Origin of the sequence: Mesorhizobium sp. Cs1299R1N3, assembly GCF_037179625.1 — a bacterium.
In the GTDB taxonomy this organism is placed as follows: domain Bacteria; phylum Pseudomonadota; class Alphaproteobacteria; order Rhizobiales; family Rhizobiaceae; genus Mesorhizobium; species Mesorhizobium salmacidum.
The window spans coordinates 74,078-88,319 of the sequence record NZ_JAPYKQ010000009.1; the positions used below are offsets into that span (position 1 = coordinate 74,078).

General features: G+C 64.4%; 15 protein-coding genes and 1 pseudogene. 7 read left to right on the forward strand and 9 right to left on the reverse strand.

The window, feature by feature from the left end:
- Positions 1 to 16: 16 nt before the first annotated feature.
- The gene (locus O7B34_RS19820; RefSeq protein WP_337147662.1) at positions 17 to 832 is read right to left on the reverse strand and encodes a DUF1223 domain-containing protein; all 816 of its coding nucleotides are present in this window, start codon (positions 830 to 832) and stop codon (positions 17 to 19) included.
- A gap of 180 nt (positions 833 to 1,012) precedes the next feature.
- Here O7B34_RS19820 and O7B34_RS32205 point away from each other — a divergent pair.
- Positions 1,013 to 1,126, forward strand: a pseudogene (locus O7B34_RS32205) (ceramidase domain-containing protein); the annotation flags it as partial.
- An 80-nt stretch (positions 1,127 to 1,206) separates the two neighbouring features.
- On the opposite strand, the gene acnA reads toward O7B34_RS32205, so the two are convergent.
- Positions 1,207 to 3,897 (reverse strand): aconitate hydratase AcnA, encoded by a 2,691-nt coding sequence (gene acnA, locus O7B34_RS19825; RefSeq protein WP_337147663.1) that lies wholly within the window; start codon positions 3,895 to 3,897, stop codon positions 1,207 to 1,209.
- Positions 3,898 to 4,182: 285 nt separating this feature from the next.
- Between acnA and ccmA the strand changes: the two genes are divergently transcribed.
- The 4 genes from ccmA to O7B34_RS19845 all read left to right on the forward strand — a co-directional run bounded on the left by ccmA (position 4,183) and on the right by O7B34_RS19845 (position 6,373).
- On the forward strand, positions 4,183 to 4,827 hold the full coding sequence (gene ccmA / locus O7B34_RS19830; protein ID WP_337147664.1) for a heme ABC exporter ATP-binding protein CcmA: 645 nt from the start codon (positions 4,183 to 4,185) through the stop codon (positions 4,825 to 4,827).
- Positions 4,827 to 5,492, forward strand: coding sequence for a heme exporter protein CcmB (gene ccmB, locus O7B34_RS19835; protein ID WP_337147665.1), 666 nt, complete (start codon positions 4,827 to 4,829; stop codon positions 5,490 to 5,492). The genes ccmA and ccmB overlap by 1 nt, the downstream gene beginning before the upstream one ends.
- 132 nt (positions 5,493 to 5,624) lie before the next feature.
- The gene (ccmD, locus tag O7B34_RS19840) at positions 5,625 to 5,795 is read left to right on the forward strand and encodes a heme exporter protein CcmD (RefSeq protein ID WP_337147666.1); all 171 of its coding nucleotides are present in this window, start codon (positions 5,625 to 5,627) and stop codon (positions 5,793 to 5,795) included.
- Positions 5,792 to 6,373 (forward strand): DsbE family thiol:disulfide interchange protein, encoded by a 582-nt coding sequence (locus tag O7B34_RS19845; protein ID WP_337147667.1) that lies wholly within the window; start codon positions 5,792 to 5,794, stop codon positions 6,371 to 6,373. Before ccmD ends, O7B34_RS19845 begins: the two co-directional genes overlap by 4 nt.
- A 184-nt stretch (positions 6,374 to 6,557) precedes the next feature.
- Here the strand turns inward: O7B34_RS19845 and O7B34_RS19850 are convergent, their stop codons facing one another.
- Positions 6,558 to 6,725 carry a hypothetical protein gene (locus O7B34_RS19850; protein WP_023774506.1) on the reverse strand — a complete coding sequence of 56 codons (168 nt, stop codon included), beginning with the start codon at positions 6,723 to 6,725 and terminating at the stop codon, positions 6,558 to 6,560.
- A gap of 251 nt (positions 6,726 to 6,976) precedes the next feature.
- Here O7B34_RS19850 and O7B34_RS19855 point away from each other — a divergent pair, with 251 nt between their 5' ends.
- On the forward strand, positions 6,977 to 7,897 hold the full coding sequence (locus O7B34_RS19855) for an SMP-30/gluconolactonase/LRE family protein (RefSeq protein ID WP_337147668.1): 921 nt from the start codon (positions 6,977 to 6,979) through the stop codon (positions 7,895 to 7,897).
- A 23-nt stretch (positions 7,898 to 7,920) separates the two neighbouring features.
- Positions 7,921 to 8,130 carry a tautomerase family protein gene (locus O7B34_RS19860; protein WP_337147669.1) on the forward strand — a complete coding sequence of 70 codons (210 nt, stop codon included), beginning with the start codon at positions 7,921 to 7,923 and terminating at the stop codon, positions 8,128 to 8,130.
- A gap of 78 nt (positions 8,131 to 8,208) precedes the next feature.
- Here O7B34_RS19860 and O7B34_RS19865 read toward each other — a convergent pair whose 3' ends face one another.
- The 6 genes from O7B34_RS19865 to dapF are packed head-to-tail and all read right to left on the reverse strand — an operon-like array spanning position 8,209 to position 14,221.
- The gene (locus O7B34_RS19865) at positions 8,209 to 8,739 is read right to left on the reverse strand and encodes an NADPH-dependent FMN reductase (protein WP_337147670.1); all 531 of its coding nucleotides are present in this window, start codon (positions 8,737 to 8,739) and stop codon (positions 8,209 to 8,211) included.
- 36 nt (positions 8,740 to 8,775) lie between these two features.
- The gene (locus O7B34_RS19870; RefSeq protein WP_337147671.1) at positions 8,776 to 9,396 is read right to left on the reverse strand and encodes a pyridoxamine 5'-phosphate oxidase family protein; all 621 of its coding nucleotides are present in this window, start codon (positions 9,394 to 9,396) and stop codon (positions 8,776 to 8,778) included.
- 23 nt (positions 9,397 to 9,419) lie between these two features.
- A complete protein-coding gene (locus tag O7B34_RS19875; protein ID WP_140510351.1) occupies positions 9,420 to 10,094 on the reverse strand; it encodes a septation protein A in 675 nt (224 codons plus the stop codon).
- Positions 10,095 to 10,151: 57 nt separating this feature from the next.
- Complete coding sequence (ftsY, locus tag O7B34_RS19880; RefSeq protein ID WP_337147673.1) at positions 10,152 to 11,999, reverse strand: signal recognition particle-docking protein FtsY; 1,848 nt, start codon at positions 11,997 to 11,999, stop codon at positions 10,152 to 10,154.
- 12 nt (positions 12,000 to 12,011) lie between these two features.
- On the reverse strand, positions 12,012 to 13,337 hold the full coding sequence (gene mtaB / locus O7B34_RS19885) for a tRNA (N(6)-L-threonylcarbamoyladenosine(37)-C(2))-methylthiotransferase MtaB (RefSeq protein ID WP_140510347.1): 1,326 nt from the start codon (positions 13,335 to 13,337) through the stop codon (positions 12,012 to 12,014).
- The gene (gene dapF, locus O7B34_RS19890; protein ID WP_337147674.1) at positions 13,337 to 14,221 is read right to left on the reverse strand and encodes a diaminopimelate epimerase; all 885 of its coding nucleotides are present in this window, start codon (positions 14,219 to 14,221) and stop codon (positions 13,337 to 13,339) included. The genes mtaB and dapF overlap by 1 nt, the downstream gene beginning before the upstream one ends.
- Positions 14,222 to 14,242 lie beyond the last annotated feature (21 nt).

A 14,242-nucleotide genomic window follows, 5' to 3' on the forward strand; every position in this document is an offset into this window, starting at 1 on the left:
CGCCGAACCCGTGACGTTACAGGTTTCGATCGATGGAGGTCTCAGATCCGGGCTTGTGGATGAAAGCCGCACCCAGGATGGGACCCGGGAGGCCATCCTTGCCGACCGATTGCAAAAGCACGGCGCAGCCGCCCTTCTTGGTGATCTCGCTCAGCGGCAATTCGTAGCGCTGCGCCTTGCCGTGCCACATGCCGGCGGTCTGGATCCCGGTGACCGCGTTCCAATAGGTCATCTTGCGGCCGGAGTTCTCGCCCTGGCCGATCTTGACCGTCTGCGGTGCGTCGAAATAGACGATGACGACATGGGCGTCGTTCGGGCCGGTGCCGGCATCGCCGGTGTCGATGATCACACGGTCGCCGGCGCGGCTGACCTTGATGGGCACACGCATGCCTTCGCCGGCACGGGCCATGCGGGCAAGCGCGCCGTCGACCTCGGCGCGATTGGCGCCGTTGACATGCATGCGGCCGTTCAGGACGGCCTGCGGCGTATAGACGGAACGGCTGCTGAAATAGCGCATATAGTCATATTGCCGCTCGGTGTTTTCCTTGTGGCTCAGCGTGTCCTTCCAGCCGAGATAATCCCAGTAGTCGACGTGATAAGCGAGCGTGACAAGGTCTTGCCTGGTGGCGAGTTCGGCGAAGAACGCGTCCGCCGGAGGGCAGGAACTGCAGCCCTGGCTGGTGAACAGTTCGACCACGCCAAGCGGCCGGTCGGGCTGGGATTTTTCGGCCTGGACCGTTTCGGGCTCGCTGCCTTGGCCAGCACCGGCAAAAACCGAGAAGGCCAGCGCGAAGGCTGCCAGCCACAATGATCGTCGCGAGGCCATGACCATTCCAATTCCCGCCGGTGATGCCGGCTTTGTTCTGCTTTGCCGAAATATGTGGCAGAACGGGAAGTCAACGGGAAGTCACGTTGCGGTGAAATTTTATCGCTGCAATCGTGAGGTAAGGCCGCAATAGGAGAAGCCACTGCATTTCACGGTGTGGTTCGATCCGGCGGCGGCATCATCCCCATGTGGCAGGTTCTCCTCACCCCCGCCGATCTCTATTGCGAACGCACCGGGCCTGGACTTTGGTCCGGGCCGGTCAATGCTTTGACGAAGCGTGCCTTCATCGCTGCAGGACTGTAGGGGAGTAGGGGAGTAGGGGAGTAGGTTACCCGTTTCGGGCTTAGTATCCTTATTCCTACTCCCTTACTCCCTGCTTTCTACGCTGCCAGATCGCGCAGCACGTATTGCAGGATGCCGCCGTTCTTGAAGTAGTCGAGCTCATCAAGCGTATCGATGCGGCAGATGATCGGCACGTTCTTCACCGTGCCGTCGCCATAGGTGATCTTGGCGACCATCGTCTGGCGCGGCTTGATGGCGCTCAATCCGTCGATCTCGACCATCTCGTCGCCCTTGAGGTTGAGCGAAGCCCACGAGGTGCCGTCCTCGAAGACGAAGGGGATGACGCCCATGCCGACCAGGTTCGAGCGATGGATGCGTTCGAAGGACTGGGCGATGACGGCGCGGACACCCAAGAGGTTGGTGCCCTTGGCCGCCCAGTCGCGCGACGAGCCGTTGCCGTATTCGACGCCGGCGAAGATGACCAGCGGCACGCCTTCCTTCTTGTATTCCATCGCCGCATCGTAGATCGATTCCTCTTCCTTCGTGGGATAGTGGATGGTGTAGCCGCCCTCGCGGCCGTTCTCGCCCAGCATGTGGTTGCGGATGCGGATGTTGGCGAAGGTGCCGCGCATCATCACCTCATGGTTGCCGCGCCGGGTGCCGTACTGGTTGAAGTCGGCGACGCCGACGCCATGGTCGGTGAGGTATTTGCCGGCCGGCGAGGCAGCCTTGATCGAACCCGCCGGAGAGATGTGGTCGGTGGTGATCTTGTCGCCGAAGAGGCCGAGCACGCGGGCGCCCTTGATGTCGCCGATCTTGCCGAAACCTGATGTCATGCCGGCGAAGTAGGGCGGGTTCTGCACATAGGTCGAATCGTTGTCCCAGGCATAGGTCTGGCCTTCCGGCGCCTTGACGTTCTGCCAGTACTCGTCGCCCTTGAAAACGTCGGCATATTTGCGGGCGAACAGCTCGCGGGTGACGTTCTTCTCGATGAACTCCTGGATCTCGGCCGAGCTCGGCCAGATGTCCTTGAGATAGACCGGATTGCCGTTCCTGTCGTCGCCGAGCGGCTCCGTGGTCAGGTCCTTGGTCACTGTGCCGGCCAGCGCGTGCGCCACGACCAGAGGCGGCGACGCCAGGTAATTCGCCTGCACGTCGGGCGAGACGCGGCCCTCGAAGTTGCGGTTGCCGGAGAGTACCGCGGCAGCGATCAAACCTTTGTCGTTGATGGTCTTGGAGATCGGCGCCGGCAGCGGGCCGGAATTGCCGATGCAGGTGGTGCAGCCGAAGCCGACCAGGTTGAAGCCGATCTGGTCGAGCTCCTTCTGCAGACCCGACTTTTCCAGATATTCCGCCACCACCTGGCTGCCAGGTGCCAACGAGGTTTTTACCCACGGCTTCTGCTTCAGGCCGAGGCGGTTGGCGTTGCGGGCAAGCAAGCCGGCGCCGATCAGCACTGACGGGTTCGAGGTGTTGGTGCAAGAGGTGATGGCGGCGATGACAACGTCGCCATGGCCAAGGTCATGGTCGGTGCCTTCGACGGCGTAGCGCTTGGAGATTTCGGCTGATTTCTTGTACTCGGTCTCCATCGCCTTGGCGAAGCCGGCCGGAATGCCTTCGAGCGCGACGCGGCCTTCCGGACGCTTGGGGCCAGCCATCGACGGCACGACGCTGTCGAGTTCCAGTTCGAGCAGATCGGTGAAGACCGGGTCGGCGGAGCCGGCCTCGCGCCACATGCCCTGCGCCTTGGAATAGGCCTCGACCAGGGCGATGCGGTCCTCGCTGCGGCCGGACATTGTGAGATAGCGGATGGTTTCCGAATCGACCGGGAAGAAACCGCAGGTGGCGCCATATTCGGGCGCCATGTTGCCGATGGTGGCGCGGTCGGCAAGCGTCATGTTGGACAGACCTGGGCCGAAGAACTCGACGAACTTGCCGACGACGCCCTTCTTGCGCAGCATCTGGGTGACGGTGAGCACGAGGTCGGTGGCGGTTACGCCCTCCTTGAGCTTGCCGGTGAGGCGGAAGCCGATGACTTCGGGCAGCAGCATGGAAACCGGCTGGCCGAGCATGGCCGCCTCGGCCTCGATGCCGCCGACGCCCCAGCCGAGCACGCCAAGGCCGTTGATCATGGTTGTGTGCGAATCGGTGCCGACGCAGGTATCGGGATAGGCTGTCGTTTCGCCGTCCTCGGTGTTGGTCCACACGACTTGGCCGAGATATTCGAGGTTGACCTGATGGCAGATGCCGGTGCCGGGCGGCACGACGCGGAAGTTGCGGAACGCCTGCTGGCCCCATTTCAGGAACTTATAGCGCTCTTCGTTGCGCTCATATTCGAGCTCGACATTGCGGGCGAAAGCCATCGGCGTGCCGAACTCGTCGACGATGACGGAATGGTCGATGACGAGGTCGACCGGCACCAGCGGGTTGATCTTCTGCGGATCACCGCCGAGCGAGGCCATGGCGTCGCGCATGGCGGCAAGATCGACCACGGCCGGAACGCCGGTGAAATCCTGCATCAGCACGCGGGCCGGGCGATAGGCGATCTCGACGCCGGCGGTGCCCTTGTCGGTCAGCCAGCCGGCCACCGCCTGGATGCTCTCCTTGGTGACGGAGCGACCATCCTCGTTGCGCAGCAGGTTTTCCAGCAGCACCTTCATCGAATAGGGCAGCTGGGCAATGCCGGTGAGGCCGTTCTTCTCGGCCTCGACGAGGTCGAAATAGGCATACTCGGCGTCGCCCGCTTTCAGCGTGCGGCGGCAATTGAAACTGTCGAGGGATTTTGACACGTGCGATCCGTCCTTGTCTGTTCAGCCTGAAAGGGAACGGACGCCGATGGCATGCAATCACGCGCAAAGGTGCGGGTACGGCCATTTCCGCTGTCCGTTCCCAAGCAACCCGAGCCGTTCAAGGCGGCGCGTGCGCTGGTTCGGCGCTAATTCTGTTCCCGCGCCGACCGCTGGCACGGATGACCCGCATATAGAGAATTTTCTGGAATAGTTCTAGACAGTTGCAAAGCAAATTTGTGCGATGCGGCAGCGACCGTGCCGCTTCGTTCGAGAGACAGGTACGGGATGCGGCTGATCGCCGAAAATCTGGGCGGCGAGCGCGGTGGCGCGGCGGTGTTCTCCGGCATCGGGTTTGCGTTGGAGGCCGGGCAGGCGCTGATCGTCACCGGGCCGAACGGTTCGGGCAAATCGACCTTGCTCAGGGTGGTCGCCGGGCTGCTGCCGAAAGCCGAAGGTCGTGCGCTGCTCGAAGGCGGCGGCGACGAATTCCCCTCGATCGCCTCCGCCTGCCACTATCTCGGCCATCAGAATGCGATGAAGACGGCGCTGAGCGTGAGGGAGAATTTGCGTTTCTGGCGGGAGTTCCATGGCGAGGGCCGGCTCGATGTCGAGGAGGCGCTGGAAACAGTCGGGCTGGGCGGCATCGGCCATCTGCCGTTCGGCTATCTCTCGACCGGACAGCGACGACGCGCGGCGATCGCGAAACTTCTGGTCAGCCATAGGCCACTGTGGTTGCTGGATGAGCCGACGGCAGGGCTGGACAGGGCTTCGGAGGAGCGGTTCGCGGGACTGATGACGGCGCATTGCGCGGATGGCGGTATGATCGTGGCGGCAACGCATTTGCCGCTGGGATTGGAGGGGGCGAAGGCGTTGGCGATGGGGGAGGAGGGCGCAACAGAACGCCAGCCTCAGCAAGGGACCACATCGTAATGTGGTCTCTCCTCCTCCGCGACATCCGCCTCTCGATCCGCGCCGGCGGCGGCGCGCTGACCGGCGTCATCTTCTTCCTGGCCGTCATCGCCACCATCCCCTTCGGCGTCGGGCCTGACCTCAAGCTGTTGGCCCGCATCGGTCCGGCGATCCTGTGGATCGGCGCGCTGCTTGCTTGCCTGCTTGGCCTCGACCGGCTGTTCCAGGCCGACCGCGAGGACGGCTCGCTCGATCTGCTGGTGCTCGGCAACGACCGGCACATGCTGGCGCTGACGGTGCTGGTGAAATGCGTGGCGCACTGGGCGGGCAGCGTCTTGCCGCTGGTGGTCGCCGCACCCCTGCTCGGCCTGTTCATGAACATGGAGCCGTTGGCCACCGGCGCCACGGCGCTGACGCTTCTGGTCGGCACGCCGGCCATCACCTTCATCGGCGCCGTGGGTGCGGCGGTGGCGGTGGCGCTGCCGCGTGGCGGGCTCCTGATTTCGGTGCTGGTGCTGCCGCTGACCATCCCGGTGCTGATCTTCGGCGTTTCGGCGAGCTATGGCGCGACGGCCAATCCGGATCCGTTCCTGCAGCCCTTCCTCATTCTTGCCGCGCTGACCTTGTTTCTTGCGGTGCTGGGCCCCGTGGCCGCGGCGCTTGCATTGCGTCATGGCACGGATTGAGGTGGCCACGAGCGGCAGAGGCTGCGGCGTGGCGGCCGATTGCGCGGGCCATGGCGCGAGGTTAAGTGAAGGCATGATCGAGCGCAGCGAACGGACCGGGTTGGCGGGCGGCATGCCAAGGAGTCGGCCGGCATGAGCCCGCACGCCCTCTACGTCACCGCCGCCTATGCCATCACCGCAGTGGTGCTGGCCGGACTGATCGGCTGGATTCTCATCGACCAGCGGGCGCGCAAGCGCGAACTCGCCGAACTGGAGGCGGCTGGCGTGCGCCGTCGTTCCGACAAGACCGGGGGAAAGCCGTGAGCAGCGAAACCGAAACGCCGCCGCCGGCCCGTCGCCGCCTGTTTGTATTCTTGCCGTTGCTGGTCTTCCTCGGCCTGGCCGGACTGTTCCTGTCGCAGCTCTTGTCTGGACGCGATGTCTCGGAAGTGCCGTCGGCCTTGATCGGCCTGCCGGCACCGCAAACCAACCTGCCGCCCTTGGAGGGCAGCACTCTGCCGGGGCTCGATTCGAAGGCCTTCGCCGGCAAGGTCACGCTGGTCAACGTCTTTGCATCGTGGTGCGCCCCATGCCGGGAAGAGCACCCGGTGCTTCTGGCGTTGGCGCAGGACAAGCGGTTCGTGATGGCGGCGCTGAATTACAAGGACCGGCCGGAAAACGCCCGCCGCTTCCTCGGCGACCTCGGCAATCCGTTCCAGGCGATCGGCGTCGACGAAGCCGGCCGCACGGCGATCGATTGGGGCGTCTATGGCGTGCCGGAAACCTTCGTCATCGGCAAGGATGGCAAAATAGCCTACAAGCATGTCGGCCCGCTGACGGCGGAGTCCGCCAAGGAGCTTCTGCTGCCGCAGATCGACAAGGCGCTGGCGGCGCCCGGTTGATGCAGCGGCGCCCCCTCATCCGGCCGCTACGCGGCCACCTTCTCCCCGAGGGGAGAAGAGACAGGGGCGTTGATGCAAGTTAGCTCCTCTCCCCTTGGGGAGAGGTCGGATTGCCCGAATTGCTTTTGCAATTCGGTTTGGCAATCCGGGTGAGGGGGGCGGTGCCCGCCTCCGTCTGAAAAGCTCAGCCGTAGATCTGCTTGTGGATCTGGTAGAGCATTTCCGAGCGGTCGGCACGCATGTCGGCCAGATCGCGGCTGGAGAAGCTGTCGATTTCGGCGACGAGGCGGTTGTAGTGCTTGCGCTTGGCGATGCTGCTGCGAGCGCGGGTCATGAGGTCATTGAAGATCATAGCAAGGTTCCTTCTGTGCCGCATTCTCGCGGCTGGTTCTTCCTCCCTTGATCGATACGGAACATGACATAGTAATGGTGCATTGCAAAAAGAAGATGTTGCAATGCACCATTGCACGCAACGCATAGCCGGTTAATGGCGTCCTAAGGCACGTCCTGTCCGTTTTGTCTTACAAATTGCTGATAGCCCGTCTTGCCAGATCGGTCGCGGGCTGGCTTGATCCGGCGTCACGTGATGCCGGGAGGAAATGCATGGCGGCCGCAGACTATTACGAAATTCTCGATCCGCGTTTCGCGCGCCTGTTCAACGGCAGCGCGCAAGTGGAGAAACTGTTCACCGGCTGCCGCTGGGCGGAAGGGCCGGCCTGGTTCGCAGCCGGCCGCTATGTCGTGTGGTCGGACATTCCGAATAACCGCATGCTGCGCTTTGACGAAACCGATGGCAGCGTCAGCGTGTTCCGCCAGCCGTCCGGCAACTCCAACGGCAACACCGTCGACCGGCAGGGCCGGCTGGTCACCTGCGAGCATTCGGGCCGCCGCGTCAGCCGTACCGAGCACGACGGCTCGGTCACCACCGTCGCCGCCAAATGGAAGGGCAAAAGGCTGAACTCGCCCAACGATGCGGTGGTGAAGTCCGACGGCTCGATCTGGCTCACCGACCCGACCTACGGCATCGACACCGACTATGAGGGTGACAAGGCCGAGAGCGAGATCGGCGCCTGCCATGTCTACCGTGTCGATCCCGACAGTGGTGAGGTCGAAGCCGTGATCACCGATATGGTCAGGCCGAACGGGCTTGCCTTCTCGCTCGATGAAAGCCTGCTCTATGTCGTCGACACCGGCCGCACGCATGGCGCGCAGAATCCGGCGCATATGCGGGTGTTCAATGTCGGCAAGCACGGCAAGAAGGTTTCGGGCGGCAAGGTGTTCGCCGACTGCACCGCCGGCCTGTTCGACGGCTTTCGGCTCGATGCCGACGGGCGTATCTGGACCAGCGCCTTCGACGGCATCCATTGCTACGATCCGGACGGCACGCTGATCGGCAAGGTCAAGGTGCCGGAGGTGACCGCCAATTGCGTGTTCGGCGGCGCCAAGCTGAACTGCCTCTATATCGCCGGCACCACCTCGCTTTATTCGGTGCGGCTGATGGTGAATGGGGCCAAGACGTACTGATCAGGAATGAAGGGGAGGACGTCATGCCATTCGTCAACATCCGCATCGTCAAGGAAGTGATCGCCGCCGATCCGGCAGGCAAGAAGGCTGACATCGCCAGGAAAGTCACGGCGGCGATCATGGACGCCACCGGACTTGGCAATGACGATATCTGGGTGGTCTTCGAGGAAGTCAGCGCCCGCGACTGGTATGTCGGCAAGACCGATGTCGAGACATTGCGGGCGAAGGGCTAGGTCAAAGACGCGGCGACCGCCGCCAATTGCGCACGTTAGAAATTGGCCGAAGCCTCTCTCTTTCCTGGTGGTCGTCGCTCAACGCGAGCGAATGAAATCCGCGAAGGCAGCCAGCGCGTCGCGCATGGCCAGCACGTTCGCCGGCTCCGCCAGAATGCTCGCCACCTCCGGCGGCTTCTTGCCGAGCAGGGCAAGCTCCGGTCCGCCGTCATAAAGCGCGAACGACATGGTGCGCATGATCTCGGCCAAAGCCGCGCGGGCATAGAGCGAGCGGGGCGAGGCGTGCGCGAGCATGGCCGGCTTGGCCACGGCGGCGTCGCGCGAGACCAGCCAGTCGAGCGCGTTCTTCAGCCCGCCCGGCACGCCATGGGCATATTCGGGGCAGGAGACGATGATGCCGTCGGCGCCGGTGACGGCATCGATCAGCACGGAGGCTTCGCGCGGCGTCCGCTCGCCCTCGTCGTCGGGGTTGAAGATCGGCAGGCGGCCAAGTCCGTCATAGACGGTGACGCGACAGCCCTCGGGCGCGTTCAGCTCCAATGCCGCGACCAGGGCCGAATTGGTGGAGGCCGCCCGCAGGCTGCCTGAGATGGCAAGAAGATTGATCAAGATGGACAGGTCCGGGCGAATCGTGGGCCGAAAACCCTACCACATCGTCTGCTTGTACTCGTCGTCCAGCCAACGGTCGGTCGCCTCGGCCGAATCGGCCAATGCCAACTGGTCGCGCAGGATCTGGCCGAGCGTCGGCAGCGTCGCGCGGTCGTACCAGCTCTCCGGCTTCCATAGATCGGAACGCATGAAGGCCTTGGCGCAATGCATGTAGGCGGCCTTGACGGCGACCACGATGACACTTTGCGGCGCCTTGCCGTCGACCGCGAGGCGCTCGCGCAAAGTGGCATCCACGGTGATGCGGGCTTCGCCGTTGACGCGCAGCGTCTCGTTCATGCCCGGGATGAGGAAGAGCAGTCCGACCGAGGGATTGCGCAGGATGTTCTCCAGCGTATCCAGCCGGTTGTTGCCGGGCCGGTCGGGGATGGCGATGGTCTTCTCGTCGAGAATGGCGGCGAAGCCGGGCTTGTCGCCTTTCGGGGTGACGTCGGCATTGCCTTCGCCATCGGACGAGCCGATCAGCACGAACGGGCTCTTGCCGATGAAGGAGCGGCAATGGCCGTCGAGCGCCTTCAGTTCCTTGCGGATCGAGCCATCGGTCGGGCGCGGGGTCTTGTAGATCGTCCGCAGCTCTTCCCGGGTGGTGACGAATTCCATGGCTCTCCCCTTTAGTTCCTGCCTTATTTGCCGGCTTTCTCTTCCCCGCCGGCCTTGTCGTCGAGCGAATGGCGCAGGATCAGCGGCATCTGGCTGAAGGTGAACAGAAGCGTGATCGGCATGATGCCCCAGACCTTGAAGGTAACCCAGGCGTCGGTGGAAAAATTGCGCCAGACGACTTCGTTGACGACGGCCAGAAACAGGAAGAACAGGCCCCAGCGGAAGGTGAGCTTGCGCCAGCCTTCGGCATCGAGTTTGAAGGCGGACTCGAAGACATAGCCGAGCAGCGAGCGGCCGAAATACAAGCCGCCGAGCAGCACGCCGCCGAACAGCGTGTTGACGATGGTCGGCTTCATCTTGATAAAGATGTCGTCCTGCAGATAGAGCGTCAGCGCGCCGAAGATGAAGACGACGACGCCCGACACCATAGGCATGATCGGCAAGGTTCGGGTGAGCAGCCATGAGGCGATCAACGCGATCGCGGTCGCGGCCATGAACAGGCCGGTGGCGACGAAGATCGGGCCACCGAATTCAGCCAAAACGGGTAATTTCTGCGTCAGCCACTCGCCGCGCGCATTGGCGAAGAAGAACACCATCAAGGGCCCGAGCTCCAGCACCAGCTTGAGCACGGGATTGACGCCTTCCTTCTTCTCTTTCTGCGGGTCGGACGGATCGCGTTCGAGAATGGGTGGGTTCATGGTATCCTTCTAACGCACGATCCAATCCGGAAGCCTCACTTCCGGCATCATGCTTGTTCAAGCCACTCCAGCGATCGCCCTGGCGAATTCGCTTGCCGAGAAAGGTTCGAGGTCGTCGACCTGTTCGCCGACGCCGATGAAATAGACCGGCAATCTGTGCTTTGCCGCGATCGCCACCAGAATACCGCCGCGCGCCGTGCCGTCCAGCTTGGTCATCACCAGGCCGTTGACGCCGGCGACGTTGCGGAAGATCTCAACCTGGTTGAGCGCGTTCTGGCCGGTGGTGGCGTCGACGGTCTGCAGCACCGTGTGCGGCGCATCCGGATCGAGCTTGCCCAGCACACGGACGATCTTTTCCAGCTCCGCCATCAGTTCGGTCTTGTTCTGCAGCCGGCCGGCGGTGTCGATGATCAGCACGTCCGAACCTGCCTCCTTAGCCCTCTCGAAGGCGTCGTAGGCGAGACCGGCGGCATCGGCGCCGAGCTTTGAGGCAATGACGGGCGATTTCGTGCGTTCGCCCCAGATCTTCAGCTGTTCGATGGCGGCGGCGCGAAACGTGTCGCCGGCGGCCAGCATCACCGACAGGCCGCCATCGGTCAGCTTGGCGGCGAGCTTGCCGATCGTCGTGGTCTTGCCGGTGCCATTGACGCCGACGACCAGGATGACATGCGGCTTGTGCGAAAGGTCGAGCTCGAGCGGTTTCGCGACCGGGGCGAGCACCTTCTCCACCTCGGCCGCCATGACCGCGCGCACCTCGGTATCGGAGACGTCCTTGCCGTAGCGGCTGGAGGCCAGTGAATCAGTGACGCGCAGCGCCGTTTCCACGCCAAGATCGGCGCGGATCAGCACGTCCTCCAGGTCCTGCAGCGTCTCCTCGTCGAGTTTGCGCTTGGTGAAGACGCCGGCAATGTTGCCGGTCAGCTCGCGCGAGGACCGGGCAAGCCCGTCCCGCATGCGCTGGAACCAGGATCGCCTCGGCGCCGGCTCGGGCGCCTTCTGCGGCTCGGCCTTCTGCTCCACCTTCTTGGCAACCGTCACCTTGCCGGGCGCGGGTTTTGCCTCCGGGGCGAGTTGCGGAACCGATTGAGGCTCGGGCGCGATCTCGGCGATGACCGGTTGTGTTTCGACTGGCGCCGGCTGGCGGATGGGTGGCGCGATTTCCGCTGGTGGAATGCCTGGCTCGGTTTTGGCCGCTGGCGGTGGAAGAACCTCTTCCTTCTCTTCGTCACCATACGAGGAGAAGGTGCCGGCAGGCGGATGAGGGGCAGCGCCGGCCTCTGAAGCCGCCTGCTCGACGCCGGCCGACGGAGGCACTTCAACCGGCGCCGCCGGTGGCACCTCGACCGGTGCGGGCACCTCGGCCGGCACTTCCACGGGCGGCGTCGGCACTTCGACGGGCGCGGGTTCCGGTTGCCTCTCGGGACGCGAGGGAACGATCTCCGGCTCGGATGGCGCGGGCGGGGGCACCTCTTGCGGCTGCGGTTCGGGCGCTGGCTCCGGAACGGCGGGCCGCGCCGGAATTTCCTCGGGCGCAGGCGGCTCGGCAGGGGTTTCCGGAGCAGGCTTTGGAACTTCCGCGGGCTTGGGTTCAGGCAAAGGCTCCGGGGTCGACGGAACGATCGGCTCCGGCGCGGGCGGAATGGTCGGAGCAGGCTCCGGTGTTGGCTCCTCGGCGGGCGCTGGCCTTACCTCCTCCTCAACGGGAGGACGGGGCGCGGCCGCCGGCGCGGCTTCCGCCGCAGGCTCCTCGCGCTTCAAAAACTCCGGCAGGGACTGCTCGGCCGCCGGCTTCAGCGCGTCGAGCTGGTCCCATTTGATCGGCGGCAGCGGGGCGGTCTCGTCGATGCGCTCCTCGACGACCTCCTTCTTGCCGAACGAAAATATCTTCTTGAAAAAACCAGCCATGCTTTTGCGTTCTCAGGCGGCGTGGGCGGCAAGCGGCGTCGCCATCAGCCGAGCGCCATCGTGGCCGGTTATATCAGCTTCGACGATCTCTCCCGGCGCGCCGGTGCCGAGTGCGGCAAGCGTGAACCCTTCGGTGCGGCCAAGGCCGTCGCGCTCGATCAGGATCGACTGGCGGCTGCCGGCGAGCGAAGACAGATGCCTGACATAGGCCGCTTCGCCGGCGGCGCGCAGCCGGGCGGCGCGCTGCTTGACCAGCTCGCGGCGAACCTGCGGCATGCGCGCGGCGGGTGTGCCTTCGCGCGGCGAAAACGGAAAGACGTGGAGATGGGTCAGGCCGCATTCCTCGACGATCTCCAGCGAATTCTCGAACATGGCGTCGGTCTCGGTCGGGAAGCCCGCGATGATGTCGGCGCCGAAAACAATGCCGGGACGCAGCTTGCGCACATCCTCGCAAAAGCGGATCGACTGATCGCGCAGATGCCGGCGCTTCATGCGCTTCAGGATCATGTCGTCGCCCGACTGCAGCGACAGATGCAGATGCGGCATCAGCCGCGGCTCGGTGGCGATGGCGTCGAGCAAGTCCTCGTCGGCCTCGATCGAATCGATGGAGGACAGCCTGAGCCGCCTCACGTCGGGCACCTGCCTGAGGATGGTCTTCACAAGCTTGCCGAGCTTCGGCGCACCCGGCAGGTCGGCTCCGAAAGAAGTCATGTCGACGCCGGTCAGCACGATCTCGGCATAACCGTTGCCCGCCAGCCGCTTGACCTGCTCGACCACGGCGCCCATCGGCACCGAGCGCGAATTGCCGCGGCCATAGGGGATTATGCAGAAGGTGCAGCGATGGTCGCAGCCGTTCTGCACCTGCACGAAGGCACGTGCCCGGCCCTCGATGGCGTCGACCATGTGGCCGGCGGTCTCGCGCACCGAGAAGATGTCGTTGACTCGCGCCTTCTCGGTGTCGTTGACGCCGAAATCGGGCAGCGCGCGATAGGAATTCGCCTTGAGCTTCTCCTCATTGCCAAGCACGAGATCGACCTCGTCCATGGCGGCGAATTTTTCGGGCTCGGTCTGCGCGGCGCAGCCGGTGACGATGATGCGCGCGGCCGGGTTGTCGCGGCGCGCCTTGCGGATCGCCTGCCGGGCCTGGCGCACCGCTTCGCCAGTAACGGCGCAGGTGTTGAAGATCACGGCGCCACCTGCCAGCGCGGCGAGGCCCGCAGTTTCGGCCTCGCGCCGCATCACTTCGGACTCGTAGGTGTTGAGGCGGCAGCCGAAGGTCACCACGTCGATGCGGCCGGGCTGCTTCGCCACGTCGACGCCTTTGGCAAGAGCGGACATCAGGCCGCGCTTTCGGTATCGCGGGCCCATTGTCCGGTCGACGGATCGAAGCTGCCGGAAAATTCCCATTCGGCCGCGCCGGTCAGAATGACGTGGTCGTCATCGCGCCACTCGACATGCAGCGTGCCGCCGCCGGGGGTCAAAAGGTTGACGCTGCGGCCGGTGCGCCTGGTGCGGGCCGCTGCAACGACAGCCGCGCAGGAGGCGGTGCCGCAAGCCTTGGTCAGACCGGCGCCGCGCTCCCAGGTGCGGATGATCATGCTGTCGGGCGAGGTCACCTGCGCGATGGTTATGTTGGCGCGCTCGGGAAAGATCGGATGGTTTTCGAGCAGCGGGCCGAAACGGTCGAGTTCATAAGTCCAGACGTCGGCGTCGACCCAGAAGATGGCGTGCGGATTGCCCATCGAGACGGCGGAGGGCGAATGCAGCACCGGCGCGTCGATCGGGCCGACCTGCAATTCGATCATGCGGGTGTCGCGGAACTCCTCGGCCAGCGGAATATCCCGCCAGCCGAAGCGCGGCGTGCCCATGTCGACCGAAATCGAGCCGTCGGCATGTTCGCGGGCATTGAGGACGCCGGCCACGGTCTCGAAGGTGAAGGTCTTCTCGCCGGTCTCGGCGGCCAGTGCCTGGACGACGCAGCGCATGCCGTTGCCGCAAGCCTGCGCGCCGGACCCATCTGAATTCAGGATGTCGACGAAATAGGCGGTGCCCGGCGTCCTGGCGTCATGGATCGCCATGATTTGGTCGAACCGCGTCGCCGCGTCGGCGTTGAGCGCGATGGCAGCCGCGGCCGTCACCCGATCCGCACGGCCGCGCATGTCGGCAACGATGATCTCGTTGCCGATGCCGTTCATCTTGGCGAAAGGGGCCGTGCCTGCCATTGCTCCGAAAATTCCATGTCC

Coding starts and splice junctions, on each gene's coding strand:
- O7B34_RS19855 (WP_337147668.1), top strand. CDS start 6,977: ATGGCGGCCGCAGACTATTACGAAATTCTCGATCCGCGTTTCGCGCGC.
- ccmB (WP_337147665.1), top strand. CDS start 4,827: ATGTGGTCTCTCCTCCTCCGCGACATCCGCCTCTCGATCCGCGCCGGC.
- O7B34_RS19870 (WP_337147671.1), bottom strand. CDS start 9,396: ATGGAATTCGTCACCACCCGGGAAGAGCTGCGGACGATCTACAAGACC.
- O7B34_RS19875 (WP_140510351.1), bottom strand. CDS start 10,094: ATGAACCCACCCATTCTCGAACGCGATCCGTCCGACCCGCAGAAAGAG.
- O7B34_RS19860 (WP_337147669.1), top strand. CDS start 7,921: ATGCCATTCGTCAACATCCGCATCGTCAAGGAAGTGATCGCCGCCGAT.
- ccmA (WP_337147664.1), top strand. CDS start 4,183: ATGCGGCTGATCGCCGAAAATCTGGGCGGCGAGCGCGGTGGCGCGGCG.
- O7B34_RS19820 (WP_337147662.1), bottom strand. CDS start 832: ATGGTCATGGCCTCGCGACGATCATTGTGGCTGGCAGCCTTCGCGCTG.
- O7B34_RS19850 (WP_023774506.1), bottom strand. CDS start 6,725: ATGATCTTCAATGACCTCATGACCCGCGCTCGCAGCAGCATCGCCAAG.
- mtaB (WP_140510347.1), bottom strand. CDS start 13,337: ATGTCCGCTCTTGCCAAAGGCGTCGACGTGGCGAAGCAGCCCGGCCGC.
- ccmD (WP_337147666.1), top strand. CDS start 5,625: ATGAGCCCGCACGCCCTCTACGTCACCGCCGCCTATGCCATCACCGCA.
- ftsY (WP_337147673.1), bottom strand. CDS start 11,999: ATGGCTGGTTTTTTCAAGAAGATATTTTCGTTCGGCAAGAAGGAGGTC.
- dapF (WP_337147674.1), bottom strand. CDS start 14,221: ATGGCAGGCACGGCCCCTTTCGCCAAGATGAACGGCATCGGCAACGAG.